19 protein-coding genes and 1 pseudogene are annotated in these 22,741 nt (G+C 66.5%); 4 read left to right on the top strand and 16 right to left on the bottom strand.

What is annotated here, in order from left to right:
* Window positions 1–10: 10 nt before the first annotated feature.
* The 8 genes from pstB to ACFIMZ_RS06930 form a co-directional block, all read right to left on the bottom strand.
* Complete coding sequence (gene pstB, locus ACFIMZ_RS06965) at window positions 11–859, bottom strand: phosphate ABC transporter ATP-binding protein PstB (RefSeq protein WP_010092661.1); 849 nt, start codon at window positions 857–859, stop codon at window positions 11–13.
* Between the two features lie 15 nt (window positions 860–874).
* Window positions 875–1,768, bottom strand: a complete 894-nt coding sequence (gene pstA, locus ACFIMZ_RS06960; RefSeq protein WP_431821983.1) for a phosphate ABC transporter permease PstA — start codon at window positions 1,766–1,768, stop codon at window positions 875–877.
* On the bottom strand, window positions 1,765–2,751 hold the full coding sequence (gene pstC / locus ACFIMZ_RS06955) for a phosphate ABC transporter permease PstC (protein ID WP_431821982.1): 987 nt from the start codon (window positions 2,749–2,751) through the stop codon (window positions 1,765–1,767). Before pstC ends, pstA begins: the two co-directional genes overlap by 4 nt.
* 95 nt (window positions 2,752–2,846) lie before the next feature.
* A complete protein-coding gene (pstS, locus tag ACFIMZ_RS06950) occupies window positions 2,847–3,881 on the bottom strand; it encodes a phosphate ABC transporter substrate-binding protein PstS (RefSeq protein ID WP_431821981.1) in 1,035 nt (344 codons plus the stop codon).
* Between the two features lie 465 nt (window positions 3,882–4,346).
* Window positions 4,347–5,702 carry a phosphoglucosamine mutase gene (gene glmM, locus ACFIMZ_RS06945; protein ID WP_431821980.1) on the bottom strand — a complete coding sequence of 452 codons (1,356 nt, stop codon included), beginning with the start codon at window positions 5,700–5,702 and terminating at the stop codon, window positions 4,347–4,349.
* Between the two features lie 24 nt (window positions 5,703–5,726).
* Window positions 5,727–6,626 (bottom strand): dihydropteroate synthase, encoded by a 900-nt coding sequence (folP, locus tag ACFIMZ_RS06940; RefSeq protein WP_431822439.1) that lies wholly within the window; start codon window positions 6,624–6,626, stop codon window positions 5,727–5,729.
* A gap of 72 nt (window positions 6,627–6,698) precedes the next feature.
* Window positions 6,699–8,594 carry an ATP-dependent zinc metalloprotease FtsH gene (gene ftsH / locus ACFIMZ_RS06935; RefSeq protein WP_431821979.1) on the bottom strand — a complete coding sequence of 632 codons (1,896 nt, stop codon included), beginning with the start codon at window positions 8,592–8,594 and terminating at the stop codon, window positions 6,699–6,701.
* A gap of 166 nt (window positions 8,595–8,760) precedes the next feature.
* The gene (locus ACFIMZ_RS06930; protein WP_059749398.1) at window positions 8,761–9,423 is read right to left on the bottom strand and encodes an RlmE family RNA methyltransferase; all 663 of its coding nucleotides are present in this window, start codon (window positions 9,421–9,423) and stop codon (window positions 8,761–8,763) included.
* A 179-nt stretch (window positions 9,424–9,602) separates the two neighbouring features.
* Between ACFIMZ_RS06930 and ACFIMZ_RS06925 the strand changes: the two genes are divergently transcribed.
* Entirely contained in the window at window positions 9,603–10,130 is a 528-nt protein-coding gene (locus ACFIMZ_RS06925) for a YhbY family RNA-binding protein (protein ID WP_431821978.1), read from the top strand.
* Between the two features lie 27 nt (window positions 10,131–10,157).
* On the opposite strand, the gene ACFIMZ_RS06920 is transcribed toward ACFIMZ_RS06925, so the two are convergent.
* The 8 genes and pseudogenes from ACFIMZ_RS06920 to gloB all read right to left on the bottom strand — a co-directional run bounded on the left by ACFIMZ_RS06920 (window position 10,158) and on the right by gloB (window position 20,693).
* Window positions 10,158–10,616 carry a DUF4149 domain-containing protein gene (locus tag ACFIMZ_RS06920; RefSeq protein WP_431821977.1) on the bottom strand — a complete coding sequence of 153 codons (459 nt, stop codon included), beginning with the start codon at window positions 10,614–10,616 and terminating at the stop codon, window positions 10,158–10,160.
* Between the two features lie 14 nt (window positions 10,617–10,630).
* Window positions 10,631–11,107, bottom strand: coding sequence for a transcription elongation factor GreA (greA, locus tag ACFIMZ_RS06915; protein ID WP_010092671.1), 477 nt, complete (start codon window positions 11,105–11,107; stop codon window positions 10,631–10,633).
* Window positions 11,108–11,224: 117 nt separating this feature from the next.
* Window positions 11,225–14,479 carry a carbamoyl-phosphate synthase large subunit gene (gene carB, locus ACFIMZ_RS06910; RefSeq protein WP_431821976.1) on the bottom strand — a complete coding sequence of 1,085 codons (3,255 nt, stop codon included), beginning with the start codon at window positions 14,477–14,479 and terminating at the stop codon, window positions 11,225–11,227.
* Between the two features lie 49 nt (window positions 14,480–14,528).
* On the bottom strand, window positions 14,529–15,188 hold the full coding sequence (gene leuE / locus ACFIMZ_RS06905) for a leucine efflux protein LeuE (protein WP_431821975.1): 660 nt from the start codon (window positions 15,186–15,188) through the stop codon (window positions 14,529–14,531).
* Between the two features lie 27 nt (window positions 15,189–15,215).
* A complete protein-coding gene (gene carA, locus ACFIMZ_RS06900; RefSeq protein ID WP_431821974.1) occupies window positions 15,216–16,361 on the bottom strand; it encodes a glutamine-hydrolyzing carbamoyl-phosphate synthase small subunit in 1,146 nt (381 codons plus the stop codon).
* A gap of 454 nt (window positions 16,362–16,815) precedes the next feature.
* On the bottom strand, window positions 16,816–18,042 hold the full coding sequence (locus ACFIMZ_RS06895; RefSeq protein ID WP_431821973.1) for an MFS transporter: 1,227 nt from the start codon (window positions 18,040–18,042) through the stop codon (window positions 16,816–16,818).
* A gap of 134 nt (window positions 18,043–18,176) precedes the next feature.
* Window positions 18,177–19,736 carry a transglycosylase SLT domain-containing protein gene (locus tag ACFIMZ_RS06890; RefSeq protein WP_431821972.1) on the bottom strand — a complete coding sequence of 520 codons (1,560 nt, stop codon included), beginning with the start codon at window positions 19,734–19,736 and terminating at the stop codon, window positions 18,177–18,179.
* A gap of 152 nt (window positions 19,737–19,888) precedes the next feature.
* Window positions 19,889–20,693 (bottom strand): annotated as a pseudogene (gloB, locus tag ACFIMZ_RS06885) (hydroxyacylglutathione hydrolase).
* 18 nt (window positions 20,694–20,711) lie between these two features.
* Between gloB and ACFIMZ_RS06880 the strand changes: the two are divergent.
* The 3 genes from ACFIMZ_RS06880 to dnaQ are packed head-to-tail and all read left to right on the top strand — an operon-like array spanning window position 20,712 to window position 22,724.
* The gene (locus ACFIMZ_RS06880) at window positions 20,712–21,524 is read left to right on the top strand and encodes a class I SAM-dependent methyltransferase (RefSeq protein ID WP_431821971.1); all 813 of its coding nucleotides are present in this window, start codon (window positions 20,712–20,714) and stop codon (window positions 21,522–21,524) included.
* Window positions 21,521–21,964 (top strand): ribonuclease HI, encoded by a 444-nt coding sequence (gene rnhA, locus ACFIMZ_RS06875; protein ID WP_076474635.1) that lies wholly within the window; start codon window positions 21,521–21,523, stop codon window positions 21,962–21,964. Before ACFIMZ_RS06880 ends, rnhA begins: the two co-directional genes overlap by 4 nt.
* Before the next feature lie 31 nt (window positions 21,965–21,995).
* A complete protein-coding gene (dnaQ, locus tag ACFIMZ_RS06870; protein WP_431821970.1) occupies window positions 21,996–22,724 on the top strand; it encodes a DNA polymerase III subunit epsilon in 729 nt (242 codons plus the stop codon).
* Window positions 22,725–22,741 lie beyond the last annotated feature (17 nt).

Here is a 22,741-nt window from a genome sequence, read left to right as displayed (position 1 = left end):
TTCTCCGTCATCAACCGAAGCGGCCGGTGATGTAGTCTTCCGTTTCCTTGCGTACCGGCTTGATGAAGATCTTCTCGGTCTCGCCGAATTCGATCAGTTCGCCCAGGTACATGTAGGCCGTATAGTCCGAGCAGCGCGCCGCCTGCTGCATGTTGTGCGTGACGATCACGACCGTGTAGTCGCTCTTCAGCTCCGCGATCAGCTCTTCGATGCGGCCCGTCGAGATCGGGTCCAGCGCCGAGCACGGCTCGTCGAGCAGCAGCACTTCCGGACGGATCGCGATGCCGCGCGCGATGCACAGACGCTGCTGCTGGCCGCCGGACAGGCCGTAGCCGCTCTGGCCCAGCTTGTCCTTCACTTCGTTCCACAGCGCGGCCTTCGTCAGCGCCCACTCGACTCGGTCGTCCATTTCCGAGCGCGTGAGCTTCTCGAACATCTTCACACCGAATGCGATGTTGTCATAGATCGACATCGGGAACGGCGTCGGCTTCTGGAACACCATGCCGATCCGCGCGCGCAACAGCGAGATGTCGCGCTTGGTGGTCAGCAGGTTCTCGCCGTCCATCAGGATTTCGCCTTCGGCGCGCTGCTCCGGATAGAGCGCGTACATCTTGTTGAACGTGCGCAGGAGCGTCGACTTGCCGCAGCCCGACGGGCCGATGAACGCCGTCACCTTCCCTTCGGGAATGCGCAGGTTGATGTTCTTCAGCGCATGGAACTTGTTGTAGAAGAAGTTGAGGTTGTTGACCTCGATCTTCGCGTTCAGCGGCGCGAGCGGACGGCCGTCCGTCGCGCCGTGCGTACCGGCCGGCGCAGCGACACGTTCGATGGGATTCAGGTGGCTTTCTGCCATATTCATCGGATTGCTCCGCCGTTACTGTTTCGAGAAGATCGAACGCGCGAGGATGTTGAGTCCGAGCACGCCGAGCGTAATCAGGAATACGCCCGCCCACGCGAGCGACTGCCATTCCGCGAACGGGCTCATCGCGAACTTGAAGATCGTGACGGGCAGGTTCGCCATCGGCTGGCTCATGTCCCACGAGAAGAACTGGTTCGACAGCGCGGTGAACAGCAGCGGCGCCGTTTCGCCGGCAATCCGCGCGACCGCGAGCAGCACGCCCGTGATGATGCCGCCCACCGACGCGCGCAGCGTGATCTTCAGCACCATCCGCCACTTCGGCGTGCCGAGCGCGAAGGCCGCTTCGCGCAGCGCGTTCGGCACGAGCTTCAGCATGTTCTCGGTCGTGCGGATCACGATCGGGATCTGCAGCAGCGCGAGCGCGATCACGCCGGCCCAGCCGGAGAAGCGGCCCGACTTCGCGACGACGATCGCGTAGACGAACAGGCCCACGACGATCGACGGCGCCGACAGCAGGATGTCGTTGATGAAGCGGATCGTGCTCGCGAGCGGGTTCTTCTTGCCGTATTCGGCGAGGTAGACGCCCGCCAGGATGCCGATCGGCGTGCCGACCAGCGTGCCGAAACCGACCAGCAGCAGGCTGCCGACGATCGCGTTCGCGAGGCCGCCGCCCGGGGTGTTCGGCGGCGGGGTCGATTCGGTGAACATTTGCAGCGACAGGCCGCCGATGCCGAGGCTCAGCGTCGTGTAGAGGATCCACACGAGCCACATCAGGCCGAACACCATCGCGCCGAGCGACGCGGTGAGCGCGATCGCATTGACGATCTTGCGCTTGCGCTGGAGCCGGCTGCGCATCGCGTCGAGCACGGCGCCGTCCGGGCCGGGGAAGTTCAGTACGGGCTCGGTCATTTCTTGCCCTCTCCTTTCTCGAGACGCAGCAGCAGCAGTTTGGAGATGGCCAGCACGATGAAGGTGATCACGAACAGGATCAGGCCCAGTTCCATCAGCGCGGCCGTATGCAGGCCGGGCGACGCTTCGGCGAACTCGTTCGCGAGCGCCGACGTGATGCTGTTGCCGGGCGAGAACAGCGACACGTTGTCGAGCAGGTTCGTGTTGCCGATCACGAACGTCACGGCCATCGTTTCGCCGAGCGCGCGGCCGAGGCCGAGCATCACGCCGCCGATCACGCCGGTCTTCGTATAGGGCAGCACGATCTTCCACATCACTTCCCAGGTCGTGCAGCCGATCCCGTAGGCCGATTCCTTCAGCAGCACGGGCGTGACCTCGAACACGTCGCGCATCACCGACGCGATGTACGGGATGATCATGATCGCGAGGATCACGCCGGCGGCGAGAATGCCGATGCCGATCGGCGGGCCGGCGAACAGCGCGCCGAGCAGCGGCACGCCGTCGAACAGGCGGCCGATCGGTTTCTGGAAATAGGTTGCGAAGATCGGCGCGAACACGAGCAGCCCCCACATCCCGTAGACGATCGACGGGATCGCGGCGAGCAGCTCGATGGCGATGCCGAGCGGGCGGCGCAGCCAGACCGGCGCCAGCTCGGTGAGGAACAGCGCGATGCCGAAGCTGACCGGCACCGCGATCAGCAGCGCGATGACCGACGTCACGATGGTGCCGTAGATCGGCACGAGCGCGCCGTAGACATCCGAATTGGGATCCCATTCGGACTGCCACAGGAAGCCGAGGCCGAACTTCTGGATGGTCGGCATCGACGCGATGATCAGTGAGACGATGATGCCACCGAGGAGCAGCAGGGTGACGATCGCGGCGAGCCGGGCGAGGCCGCCGAAGAGGATGTCTCCGAGGCGGCTGGGCGCGTGTTGCTGCGCGTTGCCGGCGGACCGGGAGGACACGTATGGAATATCAGACATGGGCGCCTGCTTCTGAATGCCGGGCGCCTTGACGCCCGGCCTTACCGCACAACACTGCCCGGCCTGCGCGGCCGGGCAGCGAACCGCTGTGACGCTTACTCCGCGGCGACCGGCTTGCCCGCCGCGTCCGTCACCTTGGTCTTCCACTGCTTGCGGATTTCCGCTTCGACCGCCGGCGGCAGCGAGATGTAGTCGAGGCTGTCAGCCGCCTTCTCGCCGTTCTTGAACGCCCAGCTGAAGAACTTCAGCGTTTCCGCGCCCTGCTCCGGCTTGTCCTGCTTCGCGTGCAGCAGCACGAACGTCGCGCCGACGACCGGCCATGCTTCCTTGCCCGGCTGGTTCGTCAGGATCTGGTAGAACGACTTCGACCAGTTCGCGCCGGCGGCAGCGGCCTTGAAGGTTTCCGTCTTCGGCTCGACCACCGTGCCCGTCGAGTTCTTCAGCGCGGTGTAGACCATGCTGTTCTTCTTCGCGTACGCCCACTCGACGTAGCCGATCGCGCCCGGCAGGCGCTGCACGAATGCCGCGACGCCGTCGTTGCCCTTGCCGCCCGTGCCGGTCGGCCAGTTGACCGTCGTGCCTTCGCCGACCTTCGACTTCCACTCGTCGTTGACCTTCGACAGGTAGTTCGTCCAGATGAAGCTCGTGCCCGAGCCGTCCGCACGGCGCACGACTGCGATGTCGGTATCCGGCAGCTTGGCCTTCGGGTTCAGCGCGGCGATCGCCGGGTCGTTCCACTTCTTGATCTTGCCGAGGTAGATGTCGCCGAGCACCGGGCCCGACAGCGTCAGCTCGCCCGCCTTCACGCCCGGCACGTTGATGACCGGCACCACGCCGCCGACTACCGTCGGGAACTGGAACAGGCCATCCTTCGCGAGTTCGTCGTCCTTCAGCGGTGCGTCCGAACCGGCAAAATCGACCGTCTTCGCATTGATCTGCTTCAGGCCGCCCGACGAGCCGATGCCCTGGTAGTTGATCTTCGCGCCGCCGGCCTGCTGGTAATCGGCAGCCCATTTCGTGTAGATCGGCATCGCGAACGTGCTGCCTGCGCCCGTGATGTCGGCGGCGTGCGCAGCAACAGCGAAGAGTGCGCCAGCCAGGCCGGCAATCGCGGTTTGCATCAATTTCATGAGACCTCCAGTGTGTGAGCGGATGACTACGGCACCGCGAAGGTTAGGGGCTCCTCATGACAGTACTGTGACAATCAATGAAACTGGCGTGACAGTAACATGACTACTTGAAAGGCAACACAGGAGGGTGAAACGGACGTGTGCGGGCAGCGCCGGCACCGGGAGAATAGGCAATAAATGCCGGGGAGGGAAAGGCGGAAAATGTGCGTCCGATCCCGCGTCGAAAGCGGTCGATCAGGCGAGCGGATTGTACCCGGTTCGCACTCGCACGCGGCACATCCGGACTGGACACGCCGCGCCAAGCGGTTCAGGGGTCGGAAGCGGACTTCGGCGCGATGTCGGGCCGGCAGCGCCGACGCAGTCGCCGTGCTGGCCGGACGGAGCGTCCGAACCCGGGCCGGCGTGCGAAGCACGGCCGGCAGGCAACCGGCGGCCGTGCGCACATGCGCCGCCCGCCGGCCGGATTCAGGCAGTCGCGGCGCGCACCGCGTCGGCGATCGCCTCGGCGTGACGGCTCGCGTCCGCCGCCTGCTCCGCCTCGACCATCACGCGCAGCACGGGCTCGGTGCCCGATGCACGGATCAGCACGCGGCCGCTGCCGGCCAGCGCCTGTTCCGCGCCGTCGATCGCGGCCCGGATCGACGCATTGCCCTTCCAGTCCGCGCCGGGCTTCATCCGCACGTTGATCAGCTTCTGCGGGAACAGCGTGACGCCGTCGAGCATCTGCGCGAGCGTGCGGCCGCTGCGCTTCAGCGCCGCGAGCACCAGCAGCGCCGACACGATGCCGTCGCCGGTCGTATGCCGGTCGAGCGACAGGATGTGGCCCGACCCTTCCGCGCCGAGCTGCCAGCCATGCTCGCGCAGCTGCTCGAGCACGTAGCGGTCGCCGACCGCCGCACGCACGAACTGCACGCCCTCGCGTTGCAGCGCGACTTCGACGGCGAGATTCGTCATCAGCGTTCCCACCGCCCCTTCGACTCGACCGTTAGTTGCGATCCTGTCCTTGACCAGCACGTACAGCAGCTCGTCGCCGTTGAACAGCCGCCCGGTTGCGTCGACGACCTGCAGGCGGTCCGCGTCGCCGTCGAGCGCGATGCCGAGGTCCGCGTGATTCGCCCGCACCGCGCGCACCAGCGCATCGGGCGCGGTCGCGCCGACGCCGTCGTTGATGTTGAAGCCGTTCGGCGCGACGCCGATCGGGATCACGTCCGCGCCCAGTTCGTGGAACACGTGCGGCGCAACCTGGTACGCGGCGCCGTGCGCGCAGTCGACGACGAGCTTCATCCCGCGCAGGTCGAACGCCGCGGGGAACGTGCTCTTGCAGAACTCGATGTAGCGGCCGGCCGCATCGTCTAGGCGGCGCGCCTTGCCGAGCCCGTCCGACGGCGCGCACTCGAGCGGCTTGCCGAGCCACGCCTCGATCGCGGCCTCGGTTTCGTCGGGCAGCTTGTTGCCGTCCGCGGAAAAGAACTTGATGCCGTTGTCGTGATACGGATTGTGCGACGCGCTGATCACGACGCCCGCCGACAGGCGCAGCGCGCGCGTCAGGTACGCGACGCCCGGCGTCGGCATCGGGCCGGCCAGCATCACGTCGACGCCGGCCGCTGAAAAGCCCGCCTCCAGCGCCGCCTCGAGCATGTAGCCCGATACGCGCGTGTCCTTGCCGATCAGCACGGTCGGGCGCGCGCCCGCCGCAACGTCAGCCGAGCCGGCCAGCACCTTGCCCGCCGCGTAGCCGAGCCGCAATACGAAATCGGGCGTGATCGGCGCTTCGCCGACGGTGCCGCGGATGCCGTCCGTACCGAAGTATCGACGTCCCATAATGAATGTTCCTCCCGTTTTGACTTATCGATGCCGTGCGGCCCCGCGCACGGCACTCCAGATCTTCAGCGCGTCGACCGTTTCCGCGACGTCGTGCACCCGCACGATCGCGGCGCCCCGCTCCACCGCGCACAGCGCGGCCGCGACGCTCGCCGCGACGCGCTCGATCGGCGGCTTGCCGCCGATCACCGCGCCGAGCATCGACTTGCGCGACATCCCCGCGAGAATCGGGTAAGGCCGGCCGTCGGGCCGCGCGGGCGTCGTGTCGGGCAGCGCGGCAAGCAGCGCATAGTTGTGTTCGATCACCGCCTTGCCGAACCCGAAACCGGGGTCGACGCAGATGCGTTCCGCCGCGACGCCGGCGTCCATCAATGCTCGTGCACGCTCGGCGAGGAAATCGCGCACGTCGGCGACCACGTCTCGATAGTCGGGCTCGTGCACCTGCATCGTCTGCGGCTCGCCGAGCATGTGCATCGCGCACAGGCCGCAGTTGCCGTCGCGCACGGCGTCGATCGCGCCGGCCTGGCGAAAGCCCCAGATATCGTTGATCAGGTCCGCGCCGGCGGCCAGCGCCGCGCGCATCACGGCCGGCTTGTAAGTATCGATCGACAGCGGCACGTTCAGGGGGCGCAACGCCTCGACCAGCGGAATCACGCGCGCGAGCTCCTCGTCGAGCGGCACCGGCGGCGCGCCCGGGCGGGTCGATTCACCGCCGATGTCGAGGATGTCGGCGCCCTCGGCGAGCATCTGCTCGGCCTGGCGCAGCGCATCGTCATGGGCGAGGAAGCGGCCGCCGTCGGAGAACGAGTCGGGCGTCGCGTTGAGGATGCCCATCACGAGCGGGCGTTCGAACGTCAGCGTGAAGCGGCCGCACTGGAGCGGCGCCGGAATGAATGACGGGGAGACGGGATCGGACACGAGCAACAAGCGTGGGATGAATGCAAAACGGGCCGGTGTGAAAGCCACACCAGCCCGTGAACGGTACGACAGCGGAAATTACGCCGGCGACGCAGGCGCCGGCGCGTTGCCCGGCTTGACCTCGGCGCCGGTGCCGCCCGACGATGCATCACCGCCGACGGTCGGCGAGCTCTTCGGCGAGCGCGGCGGACGGCCTTCCATGATGTCGTTGATCTGATCGGCGTCGATCGTCTCCCACTCCATCAGCGCGGCGGTCATCGCCTCGACCTTGTCGCGGTTTTCATCCAGCAGGCGGCGAGCGAGGCTGTACTGGTCATCCAGCACGCGGCGGATTTCCGCATCGACCTTCTGCTGCGTCGCTTCCGAAATCGTCCGCGTGAAGCCGCGGCCGAACGGACTTGCCTCGTTCTCGTCGTCGACATAGACCATCGGGCCGAGCGCGTCGGTCATCCCGAATCGGGCCACCATCGCGCGCGCCGTCTGCGTCGCCTTGTTGAAGTCGTCCGACGCGCCGGTGCTGACGAGGTTCATGAACAACTCCTCGGCGACACGACCACCGAACAGGATCGCCAGGCGATCCATCAGGTAATCCTTCGAATACGTCTCGTTGTCGTGCTCCGGCAGCTGCCACGTGACGCCCAGCGCACGGCCGCGCGGAATGATCGTGACCTTGTGCACCGGATCGGCCTTCGGCAGCAGCTTCGCGATCACCGCGTGGCCCGACTCGTGGTACGCGGTCGCGCGCTTCGCTTCCTCGCGGATCACCGCGGACTTGCGCTCCGGACCCATGAAGATCTTGTCCTTCGCGTCCTCGAAGTCCTGCATCTCGACGATGCGCTTGCCGCGACGCGCGGCGAACAGCGCTGCCTCGTTGACGAGGTTCGCGAGATCGGCGCCCGAGAAGCCCGGCGTGCCGCGCGCGATCACTGCCGCATCGACGTCGTTCGCGATCGGCACCTTGCGCAGGTGGACACGCATGATCTGCTCGCGGCCGCGGATGTCCGGCAGGCCGACATAGACCTGGCGGTCGAAACGACCCGGACGCAGCAGCGCCTTGTCGAGCACGTCGGAACGGTTGGTCGCGGCGATCACGATCACGCCCGAATTCGCTTCGAAGCCGTCCATCTCGACGAGCATCTGGTTCAGCGTCTGCTCGCGCTCGTCGTTGCCGCCGCCCATGCCGGCGCCGCGATGACGGCCGACCGCGTCGATTTCGTCGATGAACACGATGCACGGCGCATGCTTCTTCGCCTGCTCGAACATGTCGCGCACGCGGGCCGCGCCGACGCCGACGAACATTTCGACGAAGTCGGAGCCCGAGATGCTGAAGAACGGCACCTTCGCTTCACCGGCGATCGCGCGGGCGAGCAGCGTCTTGCCGGTGCCCGGAGGGCCGACCAGCAGCACGCCGCGCGGAATGCGGCCGCCAAGCTTCTGGAATTTCTGAGGATCGCGCAGGAAATCGACGAGTTCGGACACTTCCTCCTTCGCTTCGTCGCAGCCCGCGACATCGGAGAAGTTGACCGCGTTGTTGTTCTCGTCGATCAGCCGCGCACGCGATTTGCCGAACGAGAACGCACCGCCTTTGCCGCCGCCTTGCATCTGCCGCATCATGTAGAACCAGAAACCGATGATCAGGATCGTCGGCCCGAGGTAGTACAGCGCGGACATCAGCGCGTTCGGCTCGTCGTCTGCCTTGCCGCTGACCTGCACGCCATACTTCATCAGGTCGCCGACCATCCAGATGTCGCCGGGCGACACGATCTGGTATTTCTGGCCATCAGCCGGAGTGACGGTGAGGTTGCGCCCCTGCACGACGACAGTCTTGACCTTGCCGTTCTTGGCGTCGTCCATGAACTGCGAATAGGACACGCCTTCCTGGACGCGGGGCTTGTCGAACTGCTTGAACACCGTAAACAGCACCAGTGCGATCACCAGCCACACTGCTGCCTTCGAAAACATATTGTTGTTCAAAGCACCACTCCTTCACTCGTAGACGAGCGCCTACATTTTCCTTGCGGCGCCCCTCAGGCATTCTAATCCAGTCCGACCACCCCTGCCATAAGCATTGACAACCGTCGCGATAGCGAACGGCTTGCCTGGCAAGGGCCGGAGCCCGTTTGCGGCCCCCGGCTCCGCGTCAGCGCGGATGCTTCAGGTGCCGCCCCAAGATGAACGTTTCGGACGATTTGTCGCGGGACGCCTTGGGCTTGCGCGGCGCGACAATCTTAAACTGCTGTTTGAATTTCTCGACAATCTGGCTGTAGCCGCTGCCGTGGAAGCATTTCACCAGCAACGCGCCATCCGGCTTCAGATGATTCTGCGAGAATTCGAGCGCGAGATCGCACACGTGCTCGATGCGCGCCGCATCCGCGGAGGCGACCCCCGAAAGGTTGGGGGCCATGTCGGAAATTACAAGGTCCACCGGCCGGCCTTCGAGGACGGCCTCCAGTTGATGCAGCACCTCGTCCTCGCGAAAGTCGCCCTGGATGAAGTGCACGTCGGCGATCGGCTCCATCGGCAGCATGTCGAGCGCGACGATCGTGCCGTCGATCCCGCCTTCGCGCGCCGCGTCGCGTTTCTTGCCCTGCGCGAGCTTGTTGCGCGCGTACTGGCTCCAGCTGCCGGGCGCCGCGCCGAGATCGACGATCACCTGGCCGGGACGAATCAGCTTGTCCTGTTCGTCGATTTCCTTCAGCTTGTAAGCGGCGCGCGCGCGATAGCCCTCCCGCTGCGCCATTTTGACGTACGGGTCGTTGATGTGGTCGTGCAGCCAGTGCTGGTTAAAGCGGTTCTTTGCCATTCGAGAGAGAGATTACTGCCATTTGCTTCGTGAAGCCGCGCTTTTGGCGGATAATACGCGTCTTCTTCGCGCGGCTGCGGCCTCCATCAGGCCCAAGCCGCGATTTTACGTGGTTTCGGCGCGCGGCTCACACGGCAGATGCCGGTGTTGCGCGCCCTTATTTTTGAATTCGACATTCCATGCCAGCCCTTTCGCTTTCTCCCGCCGAGCGCTCCGCGCTGCGCTCCGAAGCCCATGCGCTCAAGCCCGTCGTGCTGATCGGCGCCGAGGGGCTCACCGACGCGGTCCTGAAGGAAATCAAGGTGCACCTTGACGCGCACCAGCTGATCAAGATCCGCGTGTTCGGCGACGAGCGCGACGAACGCATCGCGATCTACGACGAAATCTGCGACCGGCTGAACGCTGCGCCGATCCAGCATATCGGCAAGCTGCTCGTGATCTGGAGGCCCGAGGAAGCCGCGCCGGCGCCGGCTCGCGGCCGCCGCAGCGGCGCCCTGCCGAGCGCGGCCGAAGCCGCCGCCGACAAGAAAGGCCGCGCGCCGCGTACCGTGAAGGTCGTCAAGGTGTCGCCGAACGCGAGCCCGGTGCGCCGTCCGAGGCCGGTGAAGGTCACGGTGCGCGGCAACGAGCGCGTGACCGCCGGCGGCTCCGTCAAGCGCGCGAAAAAGCGTCAGGCGAGCACCAAGCGGCCGTTCCAGGACAAGTAAGCCCGCCGGGCGCCCGGCCCGCGGCGCTTACGCGTCGCGCGCCGGCAACCGCCAGATCAGCATCAGCCCGAGCACGCTCTCGACCAGGTAGAACAGGCTCGAGACGCCGTGCAGCATCCCGAACCGGCTCGCATACGGCGAGCTCGCGATATCGGTGCCCGCGTCCATCGCGGCCACGCGCAGCGCGTTCATGAACGGCTGCAGCGCGAAATACCCGATCAGCACGCAGCCGACCATCGCCGCGAGAATCCAGCGCACGCGGCGGTATTCGTCGTTGCCGCGCCGCACCTGCTGGTTCGACAGCACGAGCAGCAGCACGCCGCACACCACACCGAGGACCGCCTCGATGCGGAACAGCTGGGCGGCAACCGAGCCGGCCGTCATCCGCTCCAGCGAGCGAAACAACACGGGCGCGACCGCATACCCGATCGTCAGCAGGCTGCCGACCCAGACGGCCGACAGCAGACGGAACACGCGATGCGGCATCGTGTCGCTCCGCGTCAGATGTAGCTGACCGAAATGATTTCGTACTCGCGCACGCCGCTCGGCGCCTGCACGGCCGCGACGTCGCCTTCGGACTTGCCGATCAGCGCGCGCGCGATCGGCGAGCTGACCGAGATCAGGCCATGATCGAGGTCCGCTTCGTCGTCGCCGACGATCTGGTACTTGACGGTGTCGCCCGATTCGAGATCCTCGAGCTCGACCGTTGCCGCGAACACCACGCGGCCGTCGGCATCCAGCGAGGACGGATCGATGATCTGAGCGGCCGACAGCTTCGATTCGATTTCCGCGATGCGGCCCTCGATGAAGCCCTGCTTTTCCTTGGCTGCGTCGTATTCGGCGTTTTCGGACAGGTCGCCCTGCGCGCGCGCCTCCGCAATCGCATTGATCACGGCCGGCCGCTCGACGGACTTGAGGCGCTGCAATTCATCGCGCAGTTGGTCTGCGCCACGCTTTGTCAACGGAATGGTGCTCATAAACGGCTCAATCAATAAAACGGCTATAAAAAAAATCACCGCGATTAAGCGCATTCCCGATACACCGGGAACGCCGCTTAATCGCGGCACGTGTTGCTTCGACAGGTAACTGACCGCTTAGTTTAGGCGAGCGTGAAGACCTTGTAAATCATAGACTTCCAGGTTCTTCAGATAGCGCAGGCCTTCGACGGCCGCGCGCGCGCCCGACATCGTCGTGTAGTACGTGACCTTGTGCGCCTGCGCGCTCATCCGGATCGAGCGCGAGTCGGCAATCGCCTGGCGGGTCTCGTCGACCGTCGTGAAGACGAGCGCGATTTCGCCGTTCTTGATCATGTCGACGATGTGCGGACGGCCGTCCTTCACCTTGTTGACGACCTTCACCGGCACGCCGGCCGCCTCGATCGCGGCTGCCGTCCCCTTCGTCGCGACGATCGGGTAGCCGAGGTCGTGCAGCATGCGCGCGACTTCGACCGCCTTCGGCTTGTCGGCGTCCATCACGGTCAGCAGCACCGTGCCCGACTCCGGCAGGCGCGAACCTGCCGCAAGCTGCGACTTGAACAGCGCCTCGCCGAACGTCTGGCCGACGCCCATCACTTCACCGGTCGAACGCATTTCCGGCCCGAGCACCGGGTCGACGCTCGGGAACTTCACGAACGGGAACACCGCTTCCTTCACGCTGAAGTACGGCGGCTCGACTTCCTTCGTCACGCCCTGCTGCGCGAGCTTCTGGCCGACCATCGCGCGCGCGGCGATCTTCGCGAGCGGCAGGCTCGTCGCCTTCGACACGTACGGCACCGTGCGCGATGCGCGCGGGTTCACTTCCAGCACGTAGATGATGTCTTCCTTCGAGCCGCCGGCTTGCGGCACCTGCTGGATCGCGAACTGCACGTTCATCAGGCCGACCACGTTCAGCGCCTTCGCCATCGCGGCCGTCTGGCGCTTCAGCTCGGCGACGGTTTCCTTCGACAGCGAATACGGCGGCAGCGAGCATGCCGAGTCGCCCGAGTGGACGCCCGCCTGCTCGATGTGCTCCATCACGCCGCCGATGAACACGGCTTCGCCGTCGCAGATGCAGTCGACGTCGCATTCGATCGCGTCGTTCAGGAAGCGGTCGAGCAGCACCGGCGAATCGTTCGACACCTTCACGGCCTCGCGCATGTAGCGCTCGAGGTCGCGCGGCTCGTGGACGATTTCCATCGCGCGGCCGCCCAGCACGTACGACGGACGCACGACGAGCGGGTAGCCGATCTCGGCGGCCAGCGCGAGCGCTTCGTCTTCGGCGCGCGCGGTACGGTTCGGCGGCTGGCGCAGGCCGAGGTCCTGCAGCAGCTTCTGGAAGCGTTCGCGGTCTTCTGCCGCGTCGATCATGTCCGGCGACGTGCCGATGATCGGCACGCCATGCGCCTCGAGATCGAGCGCGAGCTTCAGCGGCGTCTGGCCGCCGTACTGGACGATCACGCCGACCGGCTTTTCCTTGTCGACGATCTCGAGCACGTCCTCGAGCGTCAGCGGCTCGAAGTACAGGCGGTCGGACGTGTCATAGTCGGTCGACACCGTTTCCGGGTTGCAGTTGACCATGATGGTCTCGTAGCCGTCCTCGCGCATCGCGAGCGCCGCGTGCACGCAGCAGTAGTCGAACTCGATGCCCTGGCCGATCCGGTTCGGGCCGCCGCCCAGCACCATGATCTTCTTGTTGTTCGTCGGCTGCGCCTCGCACTCTTCCTCGTAGGTCGAGTACATGTAGGCCGTCTTCGTCGCGAACTCGGCCGCGCAGGTGTCGACCCGCTTGTAGACCGGGCGCACGTTCAGCTCGAGACGGCGCGCACGCACGTCGGCCGGCGTCGCGCCGAGCAGCTTCGCGAGACGGCGGTCGGAGAAGCCGCTCTGCTTCAGGTAGCGCAGCTCGTCGAACGACAGCGACGCGACCGTGCGGCCCGCGAGCGCCTTTTCCTTCAGGACGATCTGCTCGATCTGCGCGAGGAACCACGGGTCGATCGCGGTTTCCGCGAAGATCTCCTCGGCCGTCATGCCGATGCGGAACGCGTCGCCGACATACCAGATGCGGTCCGGGCCCGGCTCGTGGATCTCGATCGCGATCTCGTCGCGGTCGGTCGACTTCTCGTCGAGACCGTCGACGCCGACTTCGAGGCCGCGCAGCGCCTTCTGGAACGACTCCTGGAACGTGCGGCCGATCGCCATCACTTCGCCGACCGACTTCATCTGCGTCGTCAGGCGCGAATCCGCTTCGCGGAACTTCTCGAACGCGAAGCGCGGGATCTTCGTGACGACGTAGTCGATCGTCGGCTCGAACGACGCCGGGGTCTGGCCGCCGGTGATCTCGTTCTTCAGCTCGTCGAGCGTGTAGCCGACGGCCAGCTTCGCCGCGACCTTCGCGATCGGGAAGCCGGTCGCCTTCGACGCGAGCGCCGACGAACGCGACACGCGCGGGTTCATCTCGATGACGACCATGCGGCCGTCCTTCGGGTTGATCGAGAACTGCACGTTCGAGCCGCCGGTGTCGACGCCGATCTCGCGCAGCACCGCGAGCGATGCGTTACGCAGGATCTGGTATTCCTTGTCGGTGAGCGTCTGCGCCGGCGCGACCGTGATCGAGTCGCCGGTGTGCACGCCCATCGGGTCGAGGTTCTCGATCGAGCAGACGATGATGCAGTTGTCGGCGCGGTCGCGCACGACTTCCATCTCGTATTCCTTCCAGCCGAGCAGCGACTCTTCGATCAGCAGCTCGCGCGTCGGCGACAGGTCGAGGCCGCGTCGGCAAATCTCTTCGAACTCTTCGCGGTTGTACGCGATGCCGCCGCCCGAGCCGCCGAGCGTGAACGACGGACGGATCACGACCGGGTAGCCGCTGCCGCCGGTGGCCGCCATGATCTCGGCTTGCACCTGGGTCGCCTCTTCCATCGAGTGCGCGACACCCGACTTCGCGGAGCCGAGACCGATCTTGGTCATCGCGTCCTTGAACTTCTGGCGGTCTTCCGCCTTGTCGATCGCTTCCGGCGACGCGCCGATCAGCTCGACGCCGAACTTCTCGAGCACGCCGTGGTGATGCAGGTCGAGCGCGCAGTTCAGCGCGGTCTGGCCGCCCATCGTCGGCAGGATCGCGTCCGGGCGCTCCTTCTCGATGATGCGCGCGACGACTTCCCACGTGATCGGCTCGATGTAGGTCACGTCGGCCGTGTTCGGGTCGGTCATGATCGTCGCCGGGTTGCTGTTGACGAGGATGACCTTGTAGCCCTCCTCACGCAACGCCTTGCATGCCTGCGCGCCCGAGTAGTCGAACTCGCACGCCTGGCCGATGATGATCGGGCCGGCGCCGATGATGAGGATGCTGTTGATGTCTGTGCGTTTTGGCATGGCTTGAAAATTCAATAAGTAATCGTTGTCGTGGGGCGGCCGGCTGCGCTCAGCCCATGGTGGCGAGCGCAAGCTTCACCGAGAAGCCGATGAACAGCCCGCCCACGCCGCTCGCCGCACCCGCCGCGAGCCGCCGGCGGCGGCGGAAATGCGCGGCGAGCCGCGCGCCAGCGAAGATCAGCGTGCTCAGGTACAGCAAGCTCGCGCACTGCGCGATCGCCCCGAGCACGACGAACGGCAGCGCGGGATGCGGGAACGCCGGATCGACGAACTGGATGAAAAACGAGATGAAGAACAGGATCGCCTTCGGGTTCAGGAGGCTCACGAGCAACGCCTTGCGGAATGGCTTGTCGCCGTCGACCGCGCGCGGCGCGTCGGCCACCGCACCGGCCGGCGCGCGCAGCTTGCGCCACGCGCCGCGCAGCATCCCGGCGCCGATGTAGAGCAGATACGCGGCGCCGCCGTACTTGACGACCGAGAACAGCAGCGGATTCGCCTTCAGCAGCGACGCGACGCCCGCCGCGGACAGCACCATCAGCACCGCGTCGCCGAGGAACACGCCGCAGGCCGCGCGATAGCCGGCCTTCACGCCGCGCTGCGCCGCGAGCGACAGCACGTACATCGAGTTCGGCCCCGGCAACAGGACGATGAAGACCACGCCGATGACGTAGGTCCAGAGATCCGTGATGCCGAGTGCATGACCGAACATGATGCGAGCCTCCCGCTCCTGGGCAAGTTAAGCGCCGTGCTGCTTCGCCGCGTCCATCAGCGCGGTGAAGCGGTCGAACAGATAGCCGATGTCGTGCGGGCCCGGCGACGCTTCCGGGTGACCCTGGAAGCAGAACGCCGGCTTGTCGGTCAGCTCGAAGCCCTGCAGCGTGCCGTCGAACAGCGACACGTGCGTCGCGCGCGCGTTGGCCGGCAGCGAATCGGCGTCGACCGCGAACCCGTGGTTCTGCGACGTGATCACCACGCGGCCGTCGGCCAGATCCTTGACCGGGTGGTTCGCGCCGTGGTGGCCCGTCTTCATCTTGAGCGTCTTCGCGCCGACCGCGAGGCCCATGATCTGGTGGCCGAGGCAGATGCCGAAGGTCGGCACGCCGCGCTCGATGAATTCCTTCGTGGCCGCGATCGCGTAGTCGCACGGCTCCGGATCGCCGGGGCCGTTCGACAGGAAGATGCCGTCCGGATTCAGCGCGAGCGCTTCCGCCGCGCTCGCCTGCGCCGGCAGCACCGTCACGTGGCAGCCGCGCTCCGCGAGCATGCGCAGGATGTTGTACTTGACGCCGAAGTCGTACGCGACGACGCGGTACTTCGGCGCTTCCTGCATCCCGTAGCCGCTGCCGAGCTTCCATTCGGTCTGCTTCCATTCGAACGGCTTGGCGGTCGACACGACCTTCGCGAGATCCATGCCGGCGAGGCCCGGGAACGAGCGCGCGAGCTCGATCGCCTTCGCCTCGTCGGTCGAGCCGGCGAGGATGCAGCCGTTCTGCGCGCCCTTGTCGCGCAGGATGCGGGTCAGCTTGCGGGTATCGATGCCGGCGATCGCGACGACGCCTTCGTCGCGCAGGTAGTCGCCGAGCGTGCGGTCCATGCGGAAGTTCGACGCGAGATCGGGCAGGTCGCGCACGATCAGGCCGGCGGCATGGACTTTCGTCGCCTCGACGTCCTCGGCGTTCACGCCGACGTTGCCGATATGCGGATAGGTGAGCGTAACGATCTGACGCGCGTAGCTCGGATCAGTCAGGATTTCCTGATAGCCGGTGATCGCGGTGTTGAACACGACTTCGCCGATCGTGTGGCCAGCGGCACCGATCGAATAACCACGAAAGACCGTGCCGTCGGCGAGTGCAAGCAAAGCGGGAGAAAAAGACGGCAACACGGGAGGCTCCTTGGGGAACACCCTGCTGCCGACCTGTCTACCCTGCCGCGCAAGCGTCGCGCTGCGTGGACGCGCGCGTCGGCTTGCGTCACGCACCCGGCGGTGTCGAGTCGCGAAACCGGCGCGCAGCGTGCGAGGTTTCGCGGCATCGCCCGACAGGCGGCGTGCAGCGGATGAACGGGATGAGTGAGGTAGGCGCTAGGGTGCGAGGTTGATCAGCACAAACTTTCAAATTATAGCGTGAAAATCGTCCTGTTTTCAATGCCGCGCCCCCCCGATTCCCTGGCATTGATAACGCGTTGACACCCCCTTCCGGGCCCGGCAATCAGCAACGCGGCCCGGCGGATCGCTCACGCGCCCTTTTTCTTCTTTTTCAATTGCGCGGGCCTTCCTGCGCCCGTCGCGCGCGCTGCGGCCCCGTTTCCGGAACCGCGCCACGCTCCAGCGTACCCCTCTATCGGCTCGCTTGACCAGAGGCGACCATCTGCGCGGGCCACACGTACCAGACCGCGCTCGCGATCTGCAGCACGAGCAGCACGCTCCACGCGGCGAGGTGCGCGGCGGCCGGATAGTGGCCGTCAACCGCCGGCCAGTGCGACAGCACCGCGCCGACGCCGATCTGGAATGCGAAGATCAGCACGAAGATCACGAGCGTCAGCGTCGTGTTCGCGCGGCCGATCAGATGCGCCGGGAAATGGCCGGCCATCACCGCGTAGGTCAGGATTCCGACCCCGCCGAACATCCCGTACGCGGCCCACAGCACCGCCGCCGGCAGCGGCGCGCGCATGACGATCGCGACCTGCGTCGCGACGAACAGCGCCATGCCGACGCCGCAGAACGCATAGACGGACACCCCGCGCCGCTCCAGCGCACGCGCGGCGGCGCCGAACCCGACGCAGCCGGCCATCATCGCGAAGCCGAGCACCGACACGAGGCGCGCAGCGTGCTGCGCATCGAACCCGGCGACGTCGCGCAAGTACGGCCCGACCCACAGCGACTGCATCGCGTAGAACACGCCCTGCGTGACGATCGAGAACGACCCGATCTTCCAGAACGCGCGGCTCGACAGAATGTGCCAGGTGCCCTTGAACTGACTGACGAGCCCGCCCTGATGGCGGTTTTGCTTCGGATTGGGCGCACCGAGCCAGATCGCGGCCGCGACCGCGAGCGTCATCACCGCGAGCCCGGCGCACACCGCGCGCCAGCTCGTCCAGCCGAGCAGCCAGGTGAGCGGCGAGCCGACCACCACGCCGCCGAACCCGCCGACCGCCATCACGAGCCCGTTGACCAGCGGCAGCCGGCCAATCGGAAAATGCTCGGCGAGCGCCTTGAACGCCGCGCCGAGGCACACCGATACACCAACTCCGATCAGCAGCCGGCCGATCATCATCGCGCCGAGTCCGTGCGCGGCGCCGAACACCGCAGCGCCCGCGGCCGCGAACAGCAGCATGCCTGCCGCCACGCGACGCGAGCCGAAATGATCGAGCAGCACGCCCGCCGGGATCTGCGCGCCGGCGAAGCCGAGGAAGTAGAGACTGGTGAGCAGGCCGAGATCGGCGGCCGACAGCCCGAGGTCATGCGTGACGAACGGCGCGAAGCCGAGATTGACGCCCCGAAACACGTAGGACACGAAATACCCGAGCGCGAACAGCCCGAGCACCCTCACCTGCACCGACGACATGACCACTCCCTTTGTCCCTTTTCATGTTGCGCGGCCACGCGCCGCGCACAAACGAAAACGCCGTCACCTCGGTGACGGCGTTTCGTCGGATGATACGGCATCCGGGCCGCGCGGGCGACTGCCCGCGCACCGGCTTACTTCTTCTTGCCCTTGTGGGTCGCGGCCGCCTTCGGCGCGGCCTTCGCCTTCGCCGCCGGCTTCGCGGCGCCGCGCTTCGCGCCGCGCGCGGCCTTGCCGCCGGTGGACAGGCTCGCGCGCTCGACGTGCGCGCCACCGACCGACGTCGCGATCTTCTCGGGCCCCGGCTCCGCCGGCACCGCACGACCGACCGGCACGTGCAGCACGAGCGCCTGGCCCGGCATCGCGAGATCGCGATGCGTGCGGTTCCACGCCTTCAGCTGGCCGACCGACACGCCGTAGCGGCTCGCGATCGCCGCCATCGACTGCTTGCGACGCACGCGGATCAGCATCTTGCGCGTGTCGGGCACGTCGGGCTCCATCGCCAGCACGCCGTTTTCCGCGACGTCCGCGCTGATGTCCTCGTCATCGTCGTCGCCGCGCGGCACGACAATCGTCGAGCCCGGCTTCAGGCGCATGCCGGCGGGAATCTTGTTCACCGACATCAGCGTATCCGCGTCGACGCCGATCTTCTCGGCGATCGCCGCCGGACGCGCGCGCTCGGTGACCGTATAGGTGGTCCACGTCGACAGCTGGCCGCCGTACGACTTCAGGCTCTTCTCGAACGCCGACGCGTTGTCGAACGGCAGCAGGATCTGCGGCTCGGTCGCGCCGAGGATCACCGGCTTCGCGAACGACGGGTTGAGCGACTTGAATTCGTCGAGCGGCAGGTTCGCGAGCTTCGCGGCGACCGTCACGTCGATGTCGCGCGACGTCGTGACCGTCACGAAATACGGGTGGTTCGGGATGTCCGGCAGCGCGAGGCCGTACTGCCGCGGATTCGCGATGATGTTCTTGACCGCCTGCAGCTTCGGCACGTAGTTGCGCGTCTCGTTCGGCATCCGCAGGCTCAGGTAGTCGGTCGGCAGGCCGGCCGCCTGGTTGCGCGCGATCGCGCGCTGCACGTTGCCCTCGCCCCAGTTGTACGCGGCCAGCGCGAGATACCAGTCGCCGAACATGTCATGCAGGCGCGACAGGTAGTCGAGCGCCGCGCTCGTCGACGCGAGCACGTCGCGCCGCTCGTCCTGCCACATGTTCCGCTTCAGGTTGTACGTGCGGCCGGTGCCCGGCATGAACTGCCACATGCCCGCCGCCTTCGCGACCGACAGCGCCTGCGGGTTGTAGGCCGACTCGATGAACGGCAGCAGCGCGAGCTCGGTCGGCATGTGGCGCGACTCGAGCTCCTCGACGATGTGATACAGGTATTTCTGCGAACGCTCGGTCATGCGCTGCACGTAATCCGGGCGCTGCGTATACCAGGTGGTCTGCATGTCGACGAGGTCGGTCTGCAGGTCGGGCATCTGGAAACCGCGGCGGATGCGCGCCCACAGATCGGAGTCGGCGCTGGTCAGATCGCCGACCGACTGCTTGTCGACGTCGACGGTTTCCTTGGCGGTGGCGGACTTGCGAAGGTAGTTGGACGCCGCCTCGGGATCGGCGGCGGAATTGGCGACAGGTCCCTGGCTCGCGCACGCGGCGAGCAGCAGGACCAGCATCGCGCTCAATAAAAGTCGCATGAAAATCTCGGCTTCCGACGGCTGAAAATTGCAGGCGATACTACGGAAGTGCGTGCTTCACGTCAATAAAAACACCGAAAACTCAGCGAAATCCGATATTTGGTGCAAATTTTACAGACTCCGGATGAGCTTTGGAATCCGCCGGAAAACTTTCATCGGAACCGGTTTTTCCACTCCCGCAGCAGCCTGAACGCAGTCAGGCGATCCGGCACCGATTCATGCAGCTGCGCTTCGAGCGTCGCGTGAATCTCCGCGCTGTCCGCGCGCAGGAACGGATTCACCGCGCGCTCGTGCGCGATCGTCGTCGGCAGCGTCGGCACGCCGCGCGCACCGGGCGGCCGCCTCGTCGCGCCACGCCGCGAGCGCCGCGTTGCCCGGCTCGCACGCGAGCGCGAAGCGGATGTTCGACAGCGTGTACTCGTGCGCGCAGTGCACGCGCGTGTCGCCCGGCAGCGACGCAAGCGCGTCGAGCGACGCGAGCATCTGCGCGGGCGTGCCCTCGAACAGGCGGCCGCAGCCGCACGAGAACAGCGTGTCGCCGCAGAACACATGCGGCGCCGCGGCGCCTTGGCCGGCCGTCTGGAAGTACGCGATGTGGCCGCGCGTATGGCCGGGCACGTCGAGCACGTCGAACGCCAGCGCAGGCGCGTCGAGCGTCACCCGGTCGCCGCCGCGCAGCGGGTGCGTGACGACGCCGATTTCCTCGCCGGCCGGGCCGTAAACGGCAAGCGGCGCATCGTCCGGCTGGCTATCGATCAGGTCGGTGACACCACCGACATGGTCGGCATGGTGGTGGGTGAGTAAAATAGCGGTCAACCGCCAGCCTCTTTCGGAGAGAGCCCGGCGCACCGGAGCGGCTTCGCCCGGATCGACGGCGATCGCATCGCTGCCGTCCGACACGAGCCAGATGTAGTTGTCCTCGAATGCCGGTACCGGCATGTATTCCAGCTCGTTCATGGGCGCGCAATCATCGCTATGTCTGATCGACAAATTATAGACTGGCCCGCCTGGACCGACTCGCCTCCCGGCCGCTACGTGCTGGGCTGGGAGCAGGCGCAGCTCGACCGCGTCGTGTCCGACGTGTTCGGGTTCCACGCGCTGCAGCTCGGGCTGCCGCAGCTCGACGCGCTGCGCGAGAACCGCATGCCGTATCGCGGCCTCGTGCTCGATCCGGCGAGCGGCGCGAGCGCGCCCTACCAGTATCCGTGGGCGCGCGAGGCGCACGCGCCCGACCATGCGCCGGCCGATCGCAGCACCACGTGGTGCGACCTGCTCGACCTGCCGTTCGAGTCGCAGAGCGTCGACCTGATCGTGATGCCGCATACGCTCGAGTTCACGTCCGATCCGCACCGCCTGCTGCGCGAGGCCGAACGCGTGCTGATGCCGGAAGGCCAGCTCGTGATCACCGGCTTCAATTCGCTCAGCCTGTGGGGGATGCGGCAGTCGTTCGGCAAAATGGCGAACCGGCCGTTCGTGCCGGCCGCGCGCGACCAGATCGCGTTCATCCGGCTGAAGGACTGGATCAAGCTGCTCGGCTTCGACCTCGAACGCGGCCGCTTCGGCTGCTACCGGCCGCCGCTCGCCTCCGACCAATGGCTCGCCCGCTACGGCTTCATGGAAGCCGCGGGCGACCGCTGGTGGCCGATCTTCGGCGCCGTCTACATGGTGACGGCCGTCAAGCGCGTGCGCGGCATGCGGCTCGTCGGCCAGATCAAGGTGAAAAAGCCCGTGCTCGCGCCGGGCCTCACGCCGGCGGCCTCCCCGACCACCCATCAAGAACAGTCATGACTACCGATACCATCGACATCTATACCGACGGCGCCTGCAAGGGCAACCCCGGCCCCGGCGGCTGGGGCGCGCTGCTGCGCTACGGCGACCGCGAAAAGGAAATGTTCGGCGGCGAGCCGAACACCACCAACAACCGCATGGAGCTGATGGCCGTGATCGCCGCGCTCGAAGCGCTGAAGCGCGAATGCCGCGTGGTCGTGCACACCGATTCGCAATACGTGCAGAAAGGCATCAGCGAGTGGATCCACGGCTGGAAGAAGAAAGGCTGGATCACCGCATCGAAGACGCCCGTGAAGAACGCCGATCTCTGGAAGCGGCTCGACGCGCTCGTCGCTCAGCACCAGGTCGAATGGCGCTGGGTCAAGGGCCACGCCGGCCACCCGGAGAACGAGCGCGCGGACGCGCTCGCGAACCGCGGCGTCGAATCGCTCGCGGCCTGACCGCCCTCCCGTTTCTGCTGATTTTTCCGACATGCGCCAGATCATTCTCGATACCGAAACCACCGGCCTGAACCCCCGCACGGGCGACCGCCTCATCGAAATCGGCTGCGTCGAGCTGCTGAACCGGCGGCTCACCGGCAACAACCTGCACTTCTACGTGAACCCCGAGCGCGACAGCGATCCGGGCGCGCTGGCGGTGCACGGCCTCACGACCGAATTCCTCAGCGACAAGCCGAAGTTCGCGGAAGTCGCCGACCAGATCCGCGACTTCGTCAAGGATGCCGAGCTGATCATCCACAACGCGCCGTTCGACCTCGGCTTCCTCGACGCCGAATTCGCGCGGCTCGACCTGCCGCCGTTCACCGAGCATTGCGGCGGCGTGATCGACACGCTCGTGCAGGCCAAGCAGATGTTCCCCGGCAAGCGCAACTCGCTCGACGCGCTGTGCGACCGCTTCGGCATCAGCAACGCGCACCGGACGCTGCACGGCGCACTGCTCGACTCGGAGCTGCTCGCCGAGGTGTACCTCGCGATGACGCGCGGCCAGGACAGCCTCGTCATCGACATGCTCGACGACGACTCGGCCGACGGCGGCACGGCGAACGGCCAGCGCGTGTCGCTCGCGTCGCTCGACCTGCCGGTGCTGGCCGCGAGCGACGACGAACTCGCCGCGCACCAGGCGCAGCTCGATAGTCTCGACAAGTCCGTCAAGGGCACCTGCGTGTGGCGCCAGACGCCGGCAACCGGCGAAGCGTCGTGACGCCAACGCGTCGCGGC

Source organism: Burkholderia sp. F1 (genome assembly GCF_050813845.1).
GTDB lineage: Bacteria > Pseudomonadota > Gammaproteobacteria > Burkholderiales > Burkholderiaceae > Burkholderia > Burkholderia ubonensis.
Note: the sequence above shows the minus strand (reverse complement) of the source record. Positions and strands in the feature narration are given on the sequence as shown.